Origin of the sequence: Vreelandella titanicae BH1 (assembly GCF_000336575.1) — a bacterium.
Lineage (GTDB): Bacteria > Pseudomonadota > Gammaproteobacteria > Pseudomonadales > Halomonadaceae > Vreelandella > Vreelandella titanicae.
Map to the genome: position 1 here is coordinate 1 of NZ_AOPO01000009.1, position 18,721 is coordinate 18,721.

Genomic DNA, 18,721 nt, shown 5'->3' on the forward strand with positions numbered 1-18,721 from the left:
TCTTACCGCCTCGGAAGGCTTTAGCGGCGAGGTGGCTCTGGATCTCACTATTAATGGTACATCCGAGCCCCGCACGGTGGTCTTCACCGGCGGCATCGGCAGTTTGACGGTTGACGTCGCCAACGATGATCAAGCTAATGGCCCGGAGCAGGTCAGTGTCATCCTAGCTGGGATTGCAGATGAGGCGTTTGCTATCGATCCCGCTGCTACGACGGCGACGGGCACAGTGACAGAGGATGATGTTGGCCAAACGGTAATCGGTATTACCGACGCCGACCCAATGGTCGAAAACGGCGACGAGGGCACCACCACGCTAAGCTTCGGCCTTACCGCCTCGGAAGGCTTTAGCGGCGAGGTAGCTCTGAGCGTGGATATTGATGGGGTGGTCGAGTCCCGCACGGTGGTCTTCACTGGCGGCGTCGGCAGTTTGACGGTTGACGTCGCCAACGATGATCAAGCCAATGGCCCGGAGCAGGTCAGTGTGATCCTGAATGGGATTGCAGATGAGGCGTTTGCTATCGATCCCGCTGCTGCAACGGCAACGGGCACAGTGGCAGAGGATGATGACGTCGCGCCAACAACACCCGTACGCCTCCAGGCCGAGGACTTTACCACGGCAACCAATTACACCGTCGAGAACATCGGCGCAGCGGATGAGGGTCAAGGTATCCGGCTGCAGGGTGGCGAGTCGGGCACGGCCAGCTACGCGCTAGCCGGTGCGGTTGCGGCGGGCACTTACACCGTGATTGTCGGGTATTTTGACGAAAACGACGGCGAAAGTACGGCGCAGTTGAGCATCGGTAATGCCCAGGGTCAGAGCTTTAGCGGCGACTGGATCTTCGATAACGACGCCACCAGTGGCAATGCTGCCCAAGCTTCAAGCTTCCGCACGGTGACTTTCGAAAACGTCACGGTGGGCGACGATGCTACTCTGGCGCTCTCTGCAACTGCGGCTACGCTGGAATACGCACGTATCGACTATATCGAGTTTGTGCCCGCGGGAATTGTCGAGCCACCGGCGCCGACCTTGATCGGCATTTCCGATGCTGATCCGATGGTCGAAAGCGGCGACGAGGGTGCCACCACGCTAAGTTTCGGCCTCACCGCTTCGGAAGGCTTCAGCGGCGAGGTGGCATTGGATCTCACTATTAATGGTACATCCGAGCCCCGCGCGGTGGTCTTCACCGGCGGCGTTGGCAGTTTGACGGTTGACGTCGCCAACGATGATCAAGCCAACGGCCCGGAGCAGGTCAGTGTCATCCTGAATGGGATTGCAGACGAGGCGTTTGCTATCGATCCCGCTGCTGCGACGGCAACGGGCACAGTGACAGAGGATGACGAGGTCGCACCAACAACGCCCGTACGCCTTCAGGCCGAGGACTTTACCACGGCAACCAATTACACCGTCGAGAACATCGGCGCAGCGGATGAGGGTCAAGGTATCCGGCTGCAGGGTGGCGAGTCGGGCACGGCCAGTTACGCGCTAGCCGGTGCGGTTGCGGCGGGCACTTACACCGTGATTGTCGGGTATTTTGACGAAAACGACGGCGAAAGTACGGCGCAGTTGAGCATCGGTAATGCCCAGGGCCAGAGCTTCAGCGGCGACTGGATCTTCGATAACGACGCCACCAGTGGCAATGCTGCCCAAGCGTCAAGCTTCCGCACGGTGACTTTCGAAAATGTCACAGTGGGCGACGATGCTACTCTGGCGCTCTCTGCAACTGCGGCTACGCTGGAATACGCACGTATCGACTATATCGAGTTTGTGCCCGCGGGAATTGTCGAGCCACCGGCGCCGACCTTGATCGGTATTTCCGATGCTGATCCGATGGTCGAAAGCGGCGACGAGGGTGCCACCACGCTAAGCTTCGGCCTTACCGCCTCGGAAGGCTTCAGCGGCGAGGTGGCATTGGATCTCACTATTAATGGTACATCCGAGCCCCGCACGGTGGTCTTCACCGGCGGCGTCGGCAGTTTGACGGTTGACGTCGCCAACGATGATCAAGCCAATGGCCCGGAGCAGGTCAGTGTCATCCTAGCCGGGATTGCAGACGAGGCGTTTGCTATCGATCCCGCGGCTGCGACGGCAATGGGAACGGTGACGGAGGATGATATTACCAGCACCGATCCTGCGACGATCAATCTTGAATTCGATGAAGGTGAGACTCTACAAGGCTTATTTGACGGAGTGACTGAAGGTTCGGGTACTGACACAGAGGAAACCGGTACAGCTGAAATCATTAATGGAAATTTGGTTATTTCGGCCAGTGAGGGTGATGCTGGAGGCAGTAATAACGCCAATGATAATTACTATACTAATGTGTCTGGAGGTGATGGTTTTACTGCTGAGCTTAAATTTGGCAACCCTTTCCCTTCGCTGCCTGCACAGTATTCGCAGCTGGGTCTTAATATAAGCCTCAGCCAGGACGAATATCTGAAGGTAACCTTCGGCAACGTCGGAGGCGGGCAAATTGAATACTCCTATGAGCTAGGAGGTTCACAAAGCAAACAGACCTTCAGCCTGCCGCCAAGCATCAGCTTCGCGCAGATTGCTGATGTTGTTGTGGCTATCGAAGCCAGTGTTGATGGTGGCATGGCAAGTTTCTCGGGCACCATGACCTTCCTTGATGCATCAGGACAAAGTTTGGGAGATACGGCTCTGCCAGCACTGCTCCTACCGGATGGCCCTTTGAATACAGCCATTACTAGTGCGGGAGAAGAGTTCGGTGTTGGCGTAACCCAGACCTCGTTTGGTTCCGGTCCAGTTTTTGTTGCTAATTATGACTACTTGCGTATTCAGCAACAGGGCGAAGAATCCACTGACGATAACGACAAGCCGGTCGCGACGATTGCTATCCTACAGCCAGTCAACACCGACGCGGAACTTACGGTTGTTGTCACTTACGCTGATGCCTCGGGCATCGCTACGGAGACGCTTGATAACAGTGACATCGCACTCATGCTGGATGGGGTTCCAGTTGCTGCCACGATCAGCTTCGATGGCTTCAACGCAACGACGGGCGAAGCAACTTATGCGATCTCGTCTCCAGCTGGAGGTTGGAATGAAAATGGTAGTTATACGGTCTGGGTGGCTCAGGGGGCGGTCTCAGATGCCTCAGAGAATGCCAACCTTGTCGATTCAACGCCATCGACGAGCTTCATGATCGACTTTGATGAGGGCAGCCCGCTTGGCGGTTATGCCCCGGGTGATGACCTGGACGAAGATGGCACTGCCAATCAGGCGGATGAAGATATTGATGGTGATGGTGATGCCAATGTAGATGATGTCTTTGCTTATGACGCCCAAAATGGGCAGCCTTTGGCCGACGGCGAAAGCATACGCCTTAATTTCGAAGTAAACGGCACTCCCTATCAGAACGGTTTCACCGGGGTTATGGCCAGTTCTGATGTGGCATTTCAGGACGAAGATACCGGCGCCGGCATCGTTGCCGATAATCAACTCAGGGTCACGACAACGAGTGGTGATACGGGGTCTGCAAATACGCCACAGAATGATTATCACTTGGGCATTATTCGTGATGGAGGCTTCATCCTGGAGTCCGTGGTGGATAACCCCTTTGCTTCGGCTCCCGGTAGTTATTCGCAGCTAGGGCTGGCGGTGAGTGTGAACAGTAATGATTTTGCCAAGCTGGTATTCGGCAGTGTTGGTCAGGACATTGAGTTTTCCTCGCGCGACAACAACGCCGAAACCAAACTTGGGGCTGACTTCCCAGATGGTTATGGCTTTGGTGATTTTGCAAAAGCGAAGCTAGTACTCGATGTCAGTGTCAATAACGTCGGCAATACTATGGCGACGGCGACAGTCACTTTACTGGACGCATCAGGTGAACCTTTACCGGGTAATGCCAGCGTGACCATTAGCGGGTTGGAACTCACCGGAGCCCTTAAGGAGGCGATACTAGACCCTGCAGCTTCGGTCGGCGTAGGGATTACCCACACGCATGGTGCGGCGGAAGCCTTTACCGCTGCCTATGACTACTTCGAGGTAAGTGCCAAGGAAGACACTAGCACTCCTTTGCCGGTGCCGGCGACCGAGATCGAAGAAATTTTTGCTGGTGCTAACCTCGAATTATCGGATAGCTATGATCAAGGTGATGTTGGCTCTGCATTGGTCACTGTGACTCCTGGCGGGAATGACGTACAGAGTTCCAATTACGGCAGTAACTCGTTCCAGGTGCAAAATACCGGAGATAAGAAGATCGCCGCGGTTTTCTTTGATGTGACGACAGCCCTCTATGGCGATAGCGTGTTTGATCCCGATGGCAAAGGTGGGGATGCGACAGCCAAGGAGTGGGCGATCAACAGTGCCGGTAACACCGGGGCAATTCAGCCTGTGGGGTCGTCTGGCTACGAGCATTATTTCCTGCCGGGAATCGATCCTGAGCCTGAGAATTCAGATAATAATGGTGGTTACCGTGGGGCCTTGGTGAAATTTTCGGCCACTGCCAACGGTGGATTTACTAACGGTGAAACAGTTGGTTTCAGTGGTGATATGGATCCTAACTCGATTGCTGGCTTTACCAAATCCAGTGTCGATACGGGATCGATTCCCTTCTGGGATGTGGGGGGGATCTCAGGGGCGGAACTTATCGGCTCCAATGTGTATATCAAGTTTACTGATGGTAGTACTGCCAGCGGACAATTGATGAGCGATGGCAGCCAGGCTGGAGCACAAGTGCTGGTGAGTGAAACGCCACCTAACCTAGTTGCCGAATTGAGTGTCAACGGGCTTTCTGCCGGTAGTCAAGGGACCTACGGTGGTGAAGTACCTTCGGTAATTGTTAGCGGGCCAGCTGGTGAATGGGTGCGAGTCGTCATGACTAAAGGGCACCAGCCAGTAACCAATAATCAGGATGGCATTGCCGATACTGTAAATGCCCGTCTAGCGGATAAGAATTTCCCTGCTAACAATGCTGCAGAGTTCCAGTTTGTAGATGTACAGCTGGGCGCCAGTGGCACAGCCGATGTTTCGCAGGAGTTTACCTATGGGGATTTCCTGAACGACACCTCCAGCTTCGATGGAGATGACACACTTCCGCTTGGTTTTGTTGCATCCGTCATTGATAACCCGAATACCTCTGATGGCTTGGGCTTGGGGCCGGTATCGCAGCCGATCTATCTAATTTCGAATGGTACGCCTGTTGTGGATGGCGATACGACAATCCCGTCGGAAGGTTATTACCTTATGGAGGACAGTCGTCTTAAAGTACAGTTTGAGGATATAAATGGACCTGGTGGAGTAAACCCTCCTGGCAAATGGCAGTTCTTCGATGAGGCAGACGAAAATGGTAACCAGGCGAACTTCCAGGGAGTTGGTTACTATCTCTGGGGCGATGAGGACAGTGAGGCTCTTAATGGGCCGCAGGCAGAACTGACCTATACATTCGTCATTCCTGAGTCGGCAGCAGGGGAGTTTACCTTGCGAGTTCGGGGGACACGGGATCCAGGTGGGGCCAGCGATGCCCAGAATGATGTCTGGGTGAAGATAGATGACAATGCTGAAGAGCTTCTCGTTAGTAATGTCAATGCGATAGATAATAGTGGGTTTATAAAGCTGTATGGTAATGCAACAGGCGATTTTGGCTTCGCGAACTTTATCGATAGCACCTCGGATTCGGTACCGAATTTCCCAGCGGAGTTTGTGCTTGACGCCGGTGTTCATACGATTACTTTCGCAGGCCGTTCCGAAGGCTTCCATATTGACTTCTTTGAGCTTTACCAAGGCAATGCGCCAAGTATAAACGCGACGAACTCTACCTTTATACTTAGTGGTGATACCGAGCCTTTCGTTAATAACCCTCTTGAAGATCAGACGATCGAAGCTGAAGATGAGTTTTTCTTCGAGATTCCTGATGATACCTTTCGCGATCTGGATGGCGATATATTGACCTATGAAGCCCTAAACATACCTGATGGAGTCTTCTTCGACGCACAAACGAAGACTTTCTCGGGGAGCCCTAGTGCAGGGGTAGGTAATTACGCGCTGGAAGTTCAGGTAACCGATGAAGATGGTGCTACTGCGACAGCAGGTTTTGACTTGGTGGTGGTGCCAGAGGATCAAAACGAGCCAGATACTTACTTTGTCGCCATGGTCGAGAGTGCTAATGGCGACATTGAACAGGGCTCATCTCTGTCTAGTCCTGATTTGGAGATAGGCTCATATGTTGTCGGTATTCAATTTACCGTGCCTGATAATATTAATCTTGATGATAGTGAAACTATTGATAGTGCGATTATCAGCTGGGTATCTGATAGGACGCATTCTGCCAACTCGACGATGACTTTCTCCGTAGAGAACTCACTCAACGGAGCGGGCTTCGGCTCAGTCACTAACCGAAATTATCTCTCTGAAGAGGAAGTGTGGCAGTCTACAGGTACATGGCAGGATGGTGAAAATATAACTGTAGGTATTAACTTGGCAAATCAACTTAATTCGCTTATTGCTCAGGAGGGGCTTAACTCAGGAGATCTGATCACGGTCAAAATAGAAGGAACTGGTGGGACTCGCTTTGTCGAGGCGGCTGGAGGAGACCGGACTGCTCCAACGCTTGCTATTACTGTGGCTGATAACGCCAGTGCTAGCCAACTAAGTAATAATGCAACCCTTCTGTTCGAGAGTAACTCTATAAGTGATATGCCGGGAGATGATGAGTTTGGAACTCTCAATCCCTCATCAATGAGCCAAGAAGTTGGCCTAGTTGGTATTAATGATGAGTCAACGGTAGGAAGTTTTTGATAAGTTAGTAGCTTAGTAGCATGAGGGGCTGGTTTCACCAGCCCCTTTTTTTTGAAGAACAGTAGGTGCACTCATGCTTGAATGGATCGCCATATCACGTACTCAGCATGTCAATAAACGATTCTGGTCACGTCAAGGCTATTTCTTTTCTGCAGAATATCATTTGGCTCCCATTCTTCTGAAAGAGCTAGCCAGTCTGGTACCCCATTATGTATTGGGCTTTATTTACCAGAATGAGGGTTATCACCCAGTAGCAGTACTGGGATTTAACGAATGCAACTTGTATTTGCATCGCGATGGTCGTTGGCTGTGTGATTACGTGCCCGCGTCGCTGCGAGAGTATCCGTTTACCTTGGCAAAGGCCGAGACGAATAAAAAAGTATTCTGCATAGAACGGCAGCACCTCACTGACGATTTGAACGCCGAGCCACTTTTTGGAGGGAAGGGAAATCTTGCTAATCAAGTCGAACAAACACTGAGTTTTCTCAAACAAAGCGAGTGTAACCGACACTTAACGACTGCTGCCTGCCAAGTATTAAGTGAAGCAGGCCTAATCGAGCCTTGGCCTCTACAGCTGACCTGGGGTGACAAGCAGGCGTCACTGCATATGCAGGGTTTACATTGTATTAATCAGCAAGCTCTGAACCAATTAGGAGAAGGAACGTTAGCTGATTTACATCGCCGTGGTGCCTTGCCGTTAGCCTACGCTCAACTATTCTCAATGAGTCAAGTAATTCAGTTAACAGAACGAGTGAAATTCCATGCGCAAGAGCAGGCTAAACAGTCAAAGCTTGAAAATGATATTGATCTATTTTACGAAGACGGAGATGAGTTTAAATTTTGATTTTATTACGTAGTTGTTGGCTTCATTCTATCGAGCATCGAATTCAGCACCTCGTAACAATAAATAGCACTTAGTTAATGTGTACCTGTAATTTGATAATCGCTGAGCTTTCTCCTGGATTAATGTATCCTCTAGGCTTGATCATCGTTCGACTGACTATTATCAAGGAAGCTCACCATGTTTTTCTCTAAACGCGCTGCCCTCGGGCCACTTATGGTTATGTTGTCACTGCTGCCACCCACGCTATTCGCCCAGGATGCTCATATTGGCAGCGTGCGTACCGAGTTCAAGCTGCTTGGTCCGAACAACACCATTGAAGTGGAGCGCTTCGATGACCCGGACGTTCAGGGTATCTCCTGTTATCTCTCCTACTCACAGATTGGTGGGATCTCTGGTGCGGTGGGGCTTGCTGAGGAGGCTAGTGAGGCGAGCGTGGCGTGTCGGCAGACAGGGGAGGTTGTCTTCGATCCTGCTGAAGTAGAGGAGCAAGAGGTGATTTTTAGTCAACGCCGCTCGGCGCTTTTCAAGAATATGCGCGTCGTTCGCATGCATGACGCCGAAACCCAGACCTTTGTGTACCTGACGTATAGCACCAAGCTGGTCGATGGCTCGCCTAAAAACGCGATTACGGCTGTCCACTACGGTGAGCTAGGAGGCGGGCAATAACTGACTCTTGGGCGCTTAGCGCGGGTTGCCTAACGTTTGTGTCCAGTAGGTTGAGTAGCGCGACTCCGAATCCTCGGCTTTTGCCATGCCCATTTCGGTAAAGGCGTCATTCATGATGTTGCGGCAGTGGCCGGGGCTGTCTAGCCAGCCTTCCACTACGGCAGAGACCGAGGTGTAGCCAGCGGCGACATTCTCACCCACGGCTTGCCACACGTAATCCTGGTTACCCACCCGCTGCTCGATACCTGCGCCCTCCGGGTCGGTATGGCTAAAGTAGTCGTTCTCGGCCATGTCCTGGGAGTGGCTTTTGGCCGCTGCTTCCAGCTTGCAGCTCCATGCTAACGATTCTACGGCCTCAAACTGCTGGTCACCGCATTGTCTCGCTTGGCTACGCGCCTCGTTGATTTGAGACAGCATTGCCCGCTGCTGATCGTTGAGTTCGCATTCGCCTTGACTGGGAGCATTATCACTCTGGGACTGATCATTGGCCCATGAGGTGGATGAACCCATGAGCAGCATGGTAACGGTCAGGCCGTAAAGCGCCCCGGCAGCGGGGCGCTTGGGAAGGAAGTTACCCACCGAACTTTTCATTCTCGCCAAGGTTCGGCGTGGCGTCCTTTTTGAGGTTGGCTTTGGCAATTTCGTAAAGCTGGAATGTCTTGCTCTCTTTGGCTTTCCAGTGCTCACCCATCTGCACTTTAATCTCTAGCAGGGCGACGTCTGGGTCGTCTTTACCTTCCGGGAACCAGGCGGCGATGAAAGGGTTCCAGTATTTTTCGATCAGTTCACGGTTATCTGTCAGGTTGGCTTTACCCGATAGTGAAACGTAGACGCCATCTTCCTGGTCGGAGAAGCTAAGGCACACATCGTGGTCGCTTTTGGTTTCAAATACTTTTTCGGCACTGCGGCGGGTGAAGAACCACAGGGTGCCGTCATACTCATCTTGCACCAGGTGCATGGGACGGGCGCGCGGGGTGTCATGATCCAACGTCACGAGCATGCCGACTTTGATATCTTTGATCATCTTCCAGATCTTCTGCTTATGTTCCGGGCTGGACATAGCGTCACTCTCCTTATGAATACGATCCTGGCCTTATGAATTAGATACTAAAATAGTCATAGACAATGCTTGTACATCGAAGATGACTAGCTACAGCCTAGCTACCATTTTCCATATCAGCAAACGCTCTATGGAATCATCATATCTCTTGCCTAGTAACATCCTGCTTGATGTGTCCGCGGTTACTCACCAGAATCAAAGTGACGCTGAACTGTATGCTCAGGGAGGGAGGTTCCAATGCTTACAGGATCTATATACCGCTACGGCCCAATGACAGTGCTACTAATGCTCGGCGGCTGTGCCACGGGCGGTGGTGACCCCAATTCTCAAAACCAGATGACCCAATACGCGGCTGAATACTGCAGAAGTGTCGGTGGGGAGAATGAAATTCGCGAAAGCAGCCTAGGCACTGGCCGCTATTGCCGCTTGCCTGATGGCCGGGTTGAAAATGAGTGGAAGTTATACCGTACAGAGCATCTCGATAATGACTAGCTGGCACCTTTGATGCCACCCAGGTCAGCCACTGGGTGCCAAGGGCCTAGCTGTTTTTGGCTGTATGCCTTTTTTTAAAGCCAATCATAAGCGCTAGCAGCCCGCACGCCAGTGCTGGCAGCAGAACATCAAGCACTGAGTCTAACGTCCACCCACGCCAGACGCCCTCAAACATACCGACCGGTAGCGTTTCGCTCCATGCCCAACCTCGTTGGATGCCTAGCCTGTATTCGTGCTGAGCGATCTCGCGGCCAAGCAGTATCGCCACCGGGATAACACCGGCCACGTAAGCAGAAACAAAGGGCAATAGTGAGAGCTGAATGATCAAAGCGATAACGACGTGCTCTAAATGTGTGACGTCCATTTCCACGCTCCCATAGTCTTTCTCCCATAGCTTTCTTTCGTGAGCCTAAAGGGCTCAAGCGCGTACATGGGCATGATACTCCCACATTCATCGTGGGGGGCACAGGGTGTCTGGTGGAGCCTAACTCCTAGCGTTTACCCGCTTTTGTTTTAATTTTGGGAGGAGTGTCGGAAAGCTCTTTCTCTTTAGTGCGCCATTTAATCTTTACTTCCACCTCCTGCTTATCGCCTTCATCACTGGCGCGCAGGGAGACTTGCAGCAACTGCTGGGGGGAAAGTACCAGCTCACCTTCACTTTCCTGGAAGGCTAACTCGCCTTTATTGATCGCATTTGCCAGGGTAATCAGTAACTCTTGGGTTGACTGACGATCCAGCAGCGAATCGTGACTGAATTTCGTTTTTGACTTCATTTAGCGGGCTCCACCAGTTTTCCTTTGCGGCCGGGCTTGAACACTTTTGCCTGAGGGTAATCGCAGCTAAGGCCGATCACCCCACGGTTTTTGTCGATTAACGTTACCCCTACACCGTAGCCATCGAGCCCCTCGTTTTTACGCGAGTGAGCGTCCAGGGTGATATCGGCTTCGATATGGATAAGCCCGTTTTTGAGCGTGACCCGCTGGCCAAAGTGTTGGTTGATATGGCCGTGAACCAGCACCTGAATGCCTGCCCGCCGGGCAATATAGGCGCCGCGAGGCGTAAGGGGGAGATCGGCTTTACGGTATTTGGTTCTAAAGGTATTGGCCAAAGAGCCATAATAAAAACTGAATAGGTTTTGGTGCATTAGGTTTTTTTTGAAAGCCCGATTGACATGTTTTACGCCGTACTTGGCCAGCAGTTCGGCCATATGATCATCGAGGCCGGCATGCAGAAACAGAAAGGAACCGCGCTTTTTAACCAACTGCATGCGGCGGAAAAACCAGCTAAATTCCCCCGATTTGTTAAGAAATAGCGAACGACACTTCATCGCGGCGGCGTAGACTTGGGTGAGCGACAGGCCGTTTTTTGCACAGTGCGCCTCGAAGCTCTGCGCCTTGGTGGTCATCTTGCTGATTTCACGCTCTATACCCTCGGGGGTGAGAAACCCGGCGGCATAGAAGGGGAAGTTTTCGAACCAGTCGTTGCCTGGAAACAGCGCCTGTCGGCACGCCTGCTCGGACGGTAATCCTTTGTCCCACTGGGTATCGGCTAGGTATTGATCGAATACCTCTTTAAACAGCGGTATGACCTTCTTGCCCATGCGCACAAAGAGATGTTGGCTACCGGCGTCAGTGTCGCGTTCCAACGATAGCAGCCCCATCAGCAAGCGGAGATCATGGTTACCGGCCAGCAGAGTGATATCTGCTTTGAGGCGGTATAAATGGGCCAGGCTGCGCAGCATCATCAGATTGCTGGGGCCTTTGTCCAGGCAGTCTCCGCCCACCACGATTTCGGCTTTTTTGCCGAATTTCGTCAGTGCATATTCACATAGGTGGGAGCCTTCGCGTTCGATCACGCCTGCAGCAATTAGCGAGGCTTCAAATGCCTCGGCGTCCGCATGGGGATCTGAGATGAATGCCACTGGCTTTTTGGGCCAGGCGAAGCCTTTTTTTCGCGAGCGCTTAACAAAGGTGCTTAGCGCCTCATCGTGATTGACCGAAGTCGCGTCATCGGGCCAGGGCGCCCACTCTGTCGGAAGGCGCGTCAAGATGGCGTTGTGATACGGTTGTTTGCTTACCTTTGGAATAACATTGCACGCGGTCATAGAAGCCATCTTATTCATCGCTATCGTCTAATCGAGAGGGTCTGCTGGCTGGCGCTGTTTCCAGTTTCCGTACAGTCGGTGCCAGCCTTGGTTATGCCGCTCGAAAACGACCGGATGACCATGAAACATACTTAACCGTTTAATATCGCTGAAGGGTATGACATTTAAATGATAGCTTGCGTGGCGAATGGAGGCGCCGTGGCCCACCACCAGCTGTAGTTGATTTAGGTGATTGAGTTGCTTGAGCTGATTCCGTTGCTTCGTTGTCTCAGGTCGCGGCTGTGGCTCTAAAAGTGCTTGTAAATGAGCAGCGACCCTTGCACCTGCCTCCAACAGCGATTCCGCGCCGTCGAAGGGCAGTCTGAAATCGCTGGCTGATTTCCAGCCCTTAGGTAAGGGCTCAAGGCGAGGGTCGAGGGTGACGATCCGTTCTATTTCCTGAATGCTCAGATTGGCCAGCGCCCCAACGCTGCGTTCACAAAGGGCCGAAAAGCTGCGCGAACGGGGTGGCTCCGCAAACAGCGGCGTTAGCTCTTCGCGGAAGATTTCAGCCGTTTGCCAGGCTCTTAGCAGCGTCGAGCAGTGTATCTCCGCATTGAGCTGATAGCCTGAAGTGGCTAGCCACGCGCCGAACCGACGCGCCTGCTCTCGAACGTCTTCCGCACCCTTTTCCGTGAGCGGGTAGGGCTGCAGGGCGCTGGGTGTATCCGCCAGTTGAGAATATTCACCGTGCCGAATCAGCGCCAGTGCCACCATCAGAGAATGCCTTTGGCTTGGAGTAGCGCAATGGCACGCTCAAAATCGATGGTACCGGTGAGGCGCAGCACTTCAACGCTCGCTAGATGTTCGGCATAGATCTTGGCAGATTGGGCTTGCTCGGTGGGAAAGTGGCCATCCACGTGCTGAAAAAATGGCCCTGGGCTTTTGCGCAAGCCCTCAAGCGCCTCAGGTGTTTGGGTGATATCCACGCTACTCTGGGCTGTCGGGGCGGTAGCGTCTAATGCCCAGTCCAGCAGTATTAGGTGTTTGAGCGTGCCGGAGAGAGCGGTTTTACCCTCGCCATAGGCGTTAGGAATCAACACATCGTACTTCTGCTCAATATCCCATAGCTGGCTTTTGGGCATGTCGGTAAATCGGTCGCGCTCTTCAGTAGGCAGTATGTCGATTAATCGCTCAGAATGGATCAGCGTGCCCGGGTTAACGCGAGGATGTTTGGCGACACCGAGAACGCTTACCCAGCCGTTTTCGGGCTTAAACAGAATCCGGTCATTGGAGAGAAAGCGCGCCGTTGCGGTTTCCAGCGCTTTCAGCATTAGCGTCGATTTACCACCACCGGAGCTGGCGGCAATGGCCGTGACGTTGCCATCGATATCAAAGGCCGAGGCGTGGCCGAGCAGGTAACCATCGCGTTGATGATGATTGAGGAACTGGTTGTTAATAAAGTTGATGACTTGCGATGAGTGCTTGTTTAACTCGCCAATCGCAGCTGGCGCCGTTAACGATTGGAACAGCGCCATCCCCGTGCGTACTTTATGAATCCAGCGCCCTTGAGGAGTATCCACGTAGGCCTCTTTCAGCCCCAGAGCGCTGGTTTTGGCCCGTGTTACCGCTGTCCACTCGCGGCCGCTGGTATCCGCTTGCTGATCCAACAGCCATACCGGTAGTTCTGGCTGGTCAAGGGTATGGACTTCTTTCGGGAGCAAACCAGACGCCGTTAAACCAGCATAGTAAACCTCAAGATGGTCAAGAATGGCTGGGTGGTCGGCCAGCACGCGAATTGTTAAACCATTGAACGTCAGCGGTAACGCATAGGTACAGGCGGCCTTAGCCCCGTTGATTTGCTGATTATCAAAAAGGTTGATCATTCACCTGCCTCTGCTGTCTCTGTCTCTGCTGTCTCGGCCTCAAGCTGGCTAAGCACATAATCACACAGCTTCTCAGCAGCATCGATACCACAGCCTTTTTTCGCGCCGCTAAATCCACCGAAGGCCGAGACCTCAAAGACCACGGGCCCTTCATCGGTCAATGCAATGTCTACAGTGGTAAAGCTTAGATCGAAGCATGACTGGGCTTTTAGGCCAAGTTCAATCAGCTCAGGGCTTGCATCAAAGGTTCGATATTTGCCCCCGCTGTGTATCGTTGTATTCCACGATTTGTCATCGCCGACACGGGCATAGGTGCACAGGTACTTGCCGCCTAGAAATACCATGCCTAGATCTTGACCGCCCAGGTTGACGAATTTCTGAAGGTAAAAAAGGCCATGCTTAGCCTTAAATTTATTCAGTATTTGGGTGTTGGCTTTAACACCATCTGCCGCTTTTAACACCACCATGCCGCGGGCTTTGGTTGAGTAGAGCGGTTTTAGGATCAACTTCCCGAACGTTTGGATAGCCTCCAGCGCTGCATCAGTGCTCTCGGTTACTCGGGTCGCGGGCAGCGGGATACCGCCGGATGCCAGGGCGGCGGTGCCCTCAAGACGATTAATCAGGCGCCCCACCTGGCTTGGCGAGCTGAAACAGCGCACCCCGTCCGCTTCAAGGGTTTTGAGCATGCGCAGTCGGTCGTCGGCGGCAGGGGAGTAGGTTTCGCTTATTTTTTTGATGATCACCCCGTCAAGCGTGTTGAGCAAGGTGTCCCGATAACGTAACTCGCCGGTTTCAAGTTCCAGCACTACGTCAGCCATATCGATAACGCAGCGGTAGCCGGTGCGCTGTTCCAAATGATTCGCCAATACTTCGGTTGACCATTTGCCAGGTATCCCAATGACCGCAATTCGCTTATTAATCACTAAAAATATCCTCTAGGGGAAGCCTGTACTTCTCTATTTTCTCAGGGGTTAGAAGTGTTATGGCCTCTAGCAGGTAGCTCGCTCTAAGGGCGAGTCGGTTGGCAAAACGTTTGTCGTAGATAAAGCGCGTAGAGGTGGCAAAGGAGCGCCCCAGCGCGATGGCTAGCCGCGCATCAAAGCTTACATCGTTATTCTCTTTGGCGAACCGGCGCGCAAACTGATAGAGCTGTCTGATCAATCCCATTAGTTCGGCTCTAGGGGCCGCATCCATAATGGGCAGCCGATAAATTGACGCCATCAGAACGGATAAATCCTGAACATAATCAGAATAGGAGGCGCGATGTAGGTCGATAAAGTAGATGCGATTTTTGAGTTCGTCATAGATGAGGTTGTCGACGTTAAAGTCGCCGTGGATCAGCACGGAAAATGGCGCCCTAAGCTGACGCTCTAGGGGCTCTACGCGATCGATCAACTCATCAAAACTGGGGCGGGGCAGTCCGCAAATGGTTTGGTGTGTATGAAACAGTGTCGGGTGCGTGTGACGGGTTTCGGGCATGCGTTTACGCAACTGCTGCATATACTCGGGCTGAGCCGGCTCGTTGGTACGTGATGTCTTCCAGATCTTTCTCAACGTCCGTTGGAGTGTGTGGGCAAGTTGCTTGGCGGATTTCCACTGGTCGTTTAACAGTAGTGACTCAAGCGTTCGACCGGGGAGGTGTTCGATCACCATTGAACCCAGTTCATCCCCCTGCTCGACATGGTGCGAGAGAACCGTTGGAGCCACCTTAGGATAGACCCGTTTCCATTGATCTACCCCGTAAAGTTCTTCAATGACTTTCTGGCTTTCACCCTCTTTGTAGACTGCCATCATCTTGCCAGAGGTGGCGTGCTCGGCTCTCAGTGTGGCAATGGTGCTGCCGCTGCGGGTAAGCGCAAGCCGCTCAACGGTAAAGTCGTCATTCTGGGCGGTCATCGCGTGGGCGGCATTTTTCAGTTGCTTGTAGTTTTGCAAGCGTACGGCAGGGCCGAAGTTGGCGGCGAGTAGGGCGTCGGCAAGCTCCGAAAGCAGATGGATCATACGGTTAAGCTGAAAATCCACCACGGCGCTGTTACGCATGCCTGAAGCGTCCTGCTCAAAAGCAGTGGTTAAGCGGGCGGTTATTTTGGGAATTCGGCGTCCAATTTTCAGGCCTTGGCGAGTGTTTGCATCATCGATATTAATGATCACCAGCTTCAATGATTTACCCACCAATCGAATGAGCTTGGCGTACTCTTTTCGCGATTTATCGGGAAGCTGCTTTAGGGCCTTGATGGCGGTGAATTCAAGGCAGGATTGGCCTAACTGGTCAAGTAGTCGGGCTAAGCGCTCAAGGGATTTGGATTGCTGAAAACCCTGCCCATCGACTTTGCGTCGCTGCACATCCATGGCGACGGCGAGCTCAACTTTCTCCACCAGCGTGTTCCTATAGCCTTTGCGATTGATCAGGCGCCGAGAAACGGATTCACTTGGCTGAGTCACATAAACTTCAACTAACTCGAAGTGATTTTCAACTTCGAATCGTAGAAAATAGAAATGCTCCAAAATCGACGTATTGATACGCTGCCTCACCAAGATAACGTGCGCTTAGGTGGTTACTGCTTCTGAGAGTCAACAGTATAAGTAACAGTGCCATCGTTTACGTTACATGTTTCTTACAGTTCAAAGAGTTGTATGAAAAAAAGACGTTTTATCGGTACCCGAATGTGCCTGCCCCGTGAGATTGGCAAGGGGTTGGATCTGCGTCTGGCCAGATACCGAAAAGCCCCCGAGTTAGGGCCGAAAATACTCTTCTTTAGTGGCGGCACGGCACTAAGACATTTTTCTGAGGTGTTGACGGACTATACCCATAACTCCATTCATCTGGTTACCCCTTTTGATTCAGGAGGCAGCTCGGCAGAGTTACGCCGGGCCTTCGCGATGCCTGCGGTGGGCGACCTAAGGGCACGCCTGCTTGCTCTGGCTGATGATTCTGTCACCGGGCACCCAGAGGTGGCTGCGCTTTTTTCACATCGGCTATCGGCAAGGGAGGGGGAAGACGCGACGGCAAAGACAGCACTTGAGCAAAGTCTGCAGGCCCTTGTCAGTGCTAAGCATCCGCTGCTCAAGGCAATTGCTGAGCCCATGCGGTCGCTGATCCAGAGCTATATCGCCGCATTCTACAAACATATGCCCAAAGATTTTAACCTCGCTGGTGCCAGTGTGGGGAACCTGATCTTGACCGGCGGTTATCTGATTCATGATCGCTCTCTGGATCCGATCGCCTTTCTCTTTGGTCAACTGATCAAGACCCGCGGCACCGTTCGGACAACGACGGATGCCAACCTTCAACTGGAGGTATTGTTAGAGAGCGGTCGAACGATTATTGGCCAACACTGCTTTACCGGCAAAGAGACGGCTCAAATCGATTCGCCTATCAGAGCGATAAAATTATCAGGCGAGGCGGACGATATCGATACCTTGGATGCCTCCAAAGTATGTAAAGAGACCCGTAAGCTCATTGATTCGGCAGAGCTGTTGGTTTTCCCGCCGGGCAGTTTTTATAGCAGTGTCATTGCCAACCTGCTGCCCAAGGGGGTTGATAAGGCATTGGCTAAAAACCCGTCACCCAAAGTGTATGTGCCCAGCCTGGGCACTGATCTTGAAACGCTTGGCATGACGTTGGTGGATCAGGTGCAAGTGCTCAATGAGCATTTGTCTGGCACACTCGAACCCTTATCGTCTAAGCGGTCTTCAATCGATTTTTTACTGTTTGATTCGCAGCTTCTGAGTGTTTCGGCTGATCAGATTGAGACGCTACGCGATGAAATGGGTATTCAAATTATTGATCTAGACCTTGCGCCGGAGAATGCTGATACCCAACGTTACGATGACGTTAAGCTGGCTGAAGCGCTGCTTGGGTTGACCTGACACCGATATACTCTAAATGACCTTGGGCATTGCTATGCGTCTTAGTTACCAGGGCCCGCTGCCTGAAATGGTGGGGTTTTTGCTACTGCCGCAGTATTCGATGATGGCCTTCTTTGCGGCGGTGGAGCCGCTGCGAATTGCCAACCGCATTGCCCATCGACCGCTGTTCGACTGGACGTTGATTAGCGCTGATGGCGGGCCGGTGACGGCGTCGAACGGTATGACCTTGATGGTGGATCACGCAACGGCGGATGTTCACCATTTACCCTCGCTGGCGGTATGCAGCGGTTTTACCCCCGAGGCGCATCTTACCCGGCCGTTAATGGCCTGGCTTCATCAGTTGGATCAAGCAGGCTGCTGTTTGGGTGGCATTGATACCGGAGCGTTTCTGCTCGCCGCCACCGGGTTGTTAAAGCACGAGCGGGTGGCTCTGCACTGGGAGAGTCTGCCCGCGTTTCGTGAGCGCTTTCCGGGTATTGACACTACCGATGAGCTTTACGAGTTGGGCGAGCGGCGCTTCTCCTGTGCGGGTGGGGCAGCGGCGATGGATATGGCGCTGGAAGTGATTGCCCGGCGGCATGGCGCAAAGTTGGCTATTGATGTCTCCGAGCAACTGATCCATGACCGAATTCGCACCCGCAGCGATCAGCAGCGCATGGCGTTGGTGAAGCGCTTAGGCACGCATAACCGGCGTGTTGTGGAGGCGGTTGCGCTGATGGAGCAGAACCTGGAAGAACCGCTCCCCCTTGACGAGATAGCCAGCCAGGTAGAGGTATCGGTGCGCCAGTTGCAGCGTCTGTTTGAGCAGGAGCTAAACGTGACCCCGCGTCAATGGTATTTGCAACTGCGTGTTAAGCGCGCCCGGCGGCTGCTGGCCGAGACTGACTTAGCGGTATTAGAAGTGGGCGTGGCCTGTGGGTTTAGTTCGTCGTCGAGCTTTGCGCGTACGTTTCGTGCGCATTACGGCTACTCGCCTCGGCAGGTGCGTTCTGCCATAGCGGAGAAGGCCTTTAAAGCGCAATGAGTGTCGCTTAATGTCTGATAAGCGTCGCTTAGTGTCTAG

At 52.8% G+C, this 18,721-nt stretch carries 15 protein-coding genes; 6 read left to right on the forward strand and 9 right to left on the reverse strand.

From position 1 onward, the window contains the following. The first annotated feature begins 31 nt into the window (after nucleotides 1-31). From HALTITAN_RS15650 to HALTITAN_RS15660, 3 genes are all read left to right on the forward strand, one after another. Complete coding sequence (locus HALTITAN_RS15650) at nucleotides 32-6,757, forward strand: putative Ig domain-containing protein (RefSeq protein ID WP_236614966.1); 6,726 nt, start codon at nucleotides 32-34, stop codon at nucleotides 6,755-6,757. Nucleotides 6,758-6,830: 73 nt separating this feature from the next. After that, on the forward strand, nucleotides 6,831-7,601 hold the full coding sequence (locus HALTITAN_RS15655; protein WP_009287686.1) for a SapC family protein: 771 nt from the start codon (nucleotides 6,831-6,833) through the stop codon (nucleotides 7,599-7,601). 177 nt (nucleotides 7,602-7,778) lie between these two features. Next, entirely contained in the window at nucleotides 7,779-8,267 is a 489-nt protein-coding gene (locus HALTITAN_RS15660) for a CreA family protein (protein WP_027958998.1), read from the forward strand. Nucleotides 8,268-8,282: 15 nt separating this feature from the next. Here the strand turns inward: HALTITAN_RS15660 and HALTITAN_RS15665 are convergent, their stop codons facing one another. Together HALTITAN_RS15665 and HALTITAN_RS15670 are read right to left on the reverse strand one after the other, a co-directional pair. Beyond that, nucleotides 8,283-8,858, reverse strand: a complete 576-nt coding sequence (locus HALTITAN_RS15665) for a CAP domain-containing protein (protein WP_027958999.1) — start codon at nucleotides 8,856-8,858, stop codon at nucleotides 8,283-8,285. Next, entirely contained in the window at nucleotides 8,839-9,327 is a 489-nt protein-coding gene (locus tag HALTITAN_RS15670; RefSeq protein ID WP_022524074.1) for a pyridoxamine 5'-phosphate oxidase family protein, read from the reverse strand. The genes HALTITAN_RS15665 and HALTITAN_RS15670 overlap by 20 nt, the downstream gene beginning before the upstream one ends. Before the next feature lie 237 nt (nucleotides 9,328-9,564). On the opposite strand from HALTITAN_RS15670, the gene HALTITAN_RS15675 reads away from it, so the two are divergent. Beyond that, nucleotides 9,565-9,819 (forward strand): putative hemolysin, encoded by a 255-nt coding sequence (locus HALTITAN_RS15675; RefSeq protein WP_022524073.1) that lies wholly within the window; start codon nucleotides 9,565-9,567, stop codon nucleotides 9,817-9,819. A 46-nt stretch (nucleotides 9,820-9,865) separates the two neighbouring features. On the opposite strand, the gene HALTITAN_RS15680 is transcribed toward HALTITAN_RS15675, so the two are convergent. From HALTITAN_RS15680 to HALTITAN_RS15710, 7 genes are all read right to left on the reverse strand, one after another. Beyond that, nucleotides 9,866-10,183 carry a hypothetical protein gene (locus HALTITAN_RS15680; protein ID WP_027959000.1) on the reverse strand — a complete coding sequence of 106 codons (318 nt, stop codon included), beginning with the start codon at nucleotides 10,181-10,183 and terminating at the stop codon, nucleotides 9,866-9,868. 127 nt (nucleotides 10,184-10,310) lie between these two features. Further along, a complete protein-coding gene (locus tag HALTITAN_RS15685; RefSeq protein ID WP_022524071.1) occupies nucleotides 10,311-10,592 on the reverse strand; it encodes an amphi-Trp domain-containing protein in 282 nt (93 codons plus the stop codon). Next, nucleotides 10,589-11,923, reverse strand: a complete 1,335-nt coding sequence (locus HALTITAN_RS15690; RefSeq protein WP_101148376.1) for a metallophosphoesterase — start codon at nucleotides 11,921-11,923, stop codon at nucleotides 10,589-10,591. The genes HALTITAN_RS15685 and HALTITAN_RS15690 overlap by 4 nt, the downstream gene beginning before the upstream one ends. Nucleotides 11,924-11,950: 27 nt before the next feature. Beyond that, nucleotides 11,951-12,679, reverse strand: a complete 729-nt coding sequence (locus HALTITAN_RS15695; RefSeq protein ID WP_009287688.1) for a histidine phosphatase family protein — start codon at nucleotides 12,677-12,679, stop codon at nucleotides 11,951-11,953. Beyond that, a complete protein-coding gene (locus HALTITAN_RS15700; protein WP_009287689.1) occupies nucleotides 12,679-13,788 on the reverse strand; it encodes an HprK-related kinase B in 1,110 nt (369 codons plus the stop codon). Before HALTITAN_RS15700 ends, HALTITAN_RS15695 begins: the two co-directional genes overlap by 1 nt. Then, complete coding sequence (locus HALTITAN_RS15705; RefSeq protein WP_009287690.1) at nucleotides 13,785-14,711, reverse strand: GAK system ATP-grasp enzyme; 927 nt, start codon at nucleotides 14,709-14,711, stop codon at nucleotides 13,785-13,787. The genes HALTITAN_RS15700 and HALTITAN_RS15705 overlap by 4 nt, the downstream gene beginning before the upstream one ends. Then, nucleotides 14,704-16,164 carry an aminoglycoside phosphotransferase family protein gene (locus HALTITAN_RS15710; protein WP_152419280.1) on the reverse strand — a complete coding sequence of 487 codons (1,461 nt, stop codon included), beginning with the start codon at nucleotides 16,162-16,164 and terminating at the stop codon, nucleotides 14,704-14,706. The genes HALTITAN_RS15705 and HALTITAN_RS15710 overlap by 8 nt, the downstream gene beginning before the upstream one ends. Nucleotides 16,165-16,422: 258 nt before the next feature. Here HALTITAN_RS15710 and HALTITAN_RS15715 point away from each other — a divergent pair, with 258 nt between their 5' ends. Together HALTITAN_RS15715 and HALTITAN_RS15720 are read left to right on the forward strand one after the other, a co-directional pair. Continuing rightward, a complete protein-coding gene (locus HALTITAN_RS15715) occupies nucleotides 16,423-17,658 on the forward strand; it encodes a GAK system CofD-like protein (protein WP_231500661.1) in 1,236 nt (411 codons plus the stop codon). A gap of 34 nt (nucleotides 17,659-17,692) precedes the next feature. Further along, a complete protein-coding gene (locus HALTITAN_RS15720; protein ID WP_051052095.1) occupies nucleotides 17,693-18,682 on the forward strand; it encodes a GlxA family transcriptional regulator in 990 nt (329 codons plus the stop codon). The last annotated feature ends 39 nt before the right edge of the window (nucleotides 18,683-18,721 follow it).

What these genes read in the sequence shown, in the direction of transcription:
- HALTITAN_RS15675 (WP_022524073.1), top strand. Translation starts at nt 9,565, where the DNA reads ATGCTTACAGGATCTATATACCGCTACGGCCCAATGACAGTGCTACTA.
- HALTITAN_RS15655 (WP_009287686.1), top strand. Translation starts at nt 6,831, where the DNA reads ATGCTTGAATGGATCGCCATATCACGTACTCAGCATGTCAATAAACGA.
- HALTITAN_RS15695 (WP_009287688.1), bottom strand. Translation starts at nt 12,679, where the DNA reads ATGGTGGCACTGGCGCTGATTCGGCACGGTGAATATTCTCAACTGGCG.
- HALTITAN_RS15715 (WP_231500661.1), top strand. Translation starts at nt 16,423, where the DNA reads ATGAAAAAAAGACGTTTTATCGGTACCCGAATGTGCCTGCCCCGTGAG.
- HALTITAN_RS15700 (WP_009287689.1), bottom strand. Translation starts at nt 13,788, where the DNA reads ATGATCAACCTTTTTGATAATCAGCAAATCAACGGGGCTAAGGCCGCC.
- HALTITAN_RS15685 (WP_022524071.1), bottom strand. Translation starts at nt 10,592, where the DNA reads ATGAAGTCAAAAACGAAATTCAGTCACGATTCGCTGCTGGATCGTCAG.
- HALTITAN_RS15680 (WP_027959000.1), bottom strand. Translation starts at nt 10,183, where the DNA reads ATGGACGTCACACATTTAGAGCACGTCGTTATCGCTTTGATCATTCAG.
- HALTITAN_RS15670 (WP_022524074.1), bottom strand. Translation starts at nt 9,327, where the DNA reads ATGTCCAGCCCGGAACATAAGCAGAAGATCTGGAAGATGATCAAAGAT.
- HALTITAN_RS15665 (WP_027958999.1), bottom strand. Translation starts at nt 8,858, where the DNA reads ATGAAAAGTTCGGTGGGTAACTTCCTTCCCAAGCGCCCCGCTGCCGGG.
- HALTITAN_RS15720 (WP_051052095.1), top strand. Translation starts at nt 17,693, where the DNA reads ATGCGTCTTAGTTACCAGGGCCCGCTGCCTGAAATGGTGGGGTTTTTG.
- HALTITAN_RS15660 (WP_027958998.1), top strand. Translation starts at nt 7,779, where the DNA reads ATGTTTTTCTCTAAACGCGCTGCCCTCGGGCCACTTATGGTTATGTTG.
- HALTITAN_RS15690 (WP_101148376.1), bottom strand. Translation starts at nt 11,923, where the DNA reads ATGACCGCGTGCAATGTTATTCCAAAGGTAAGCAAACAACCGTATCAC.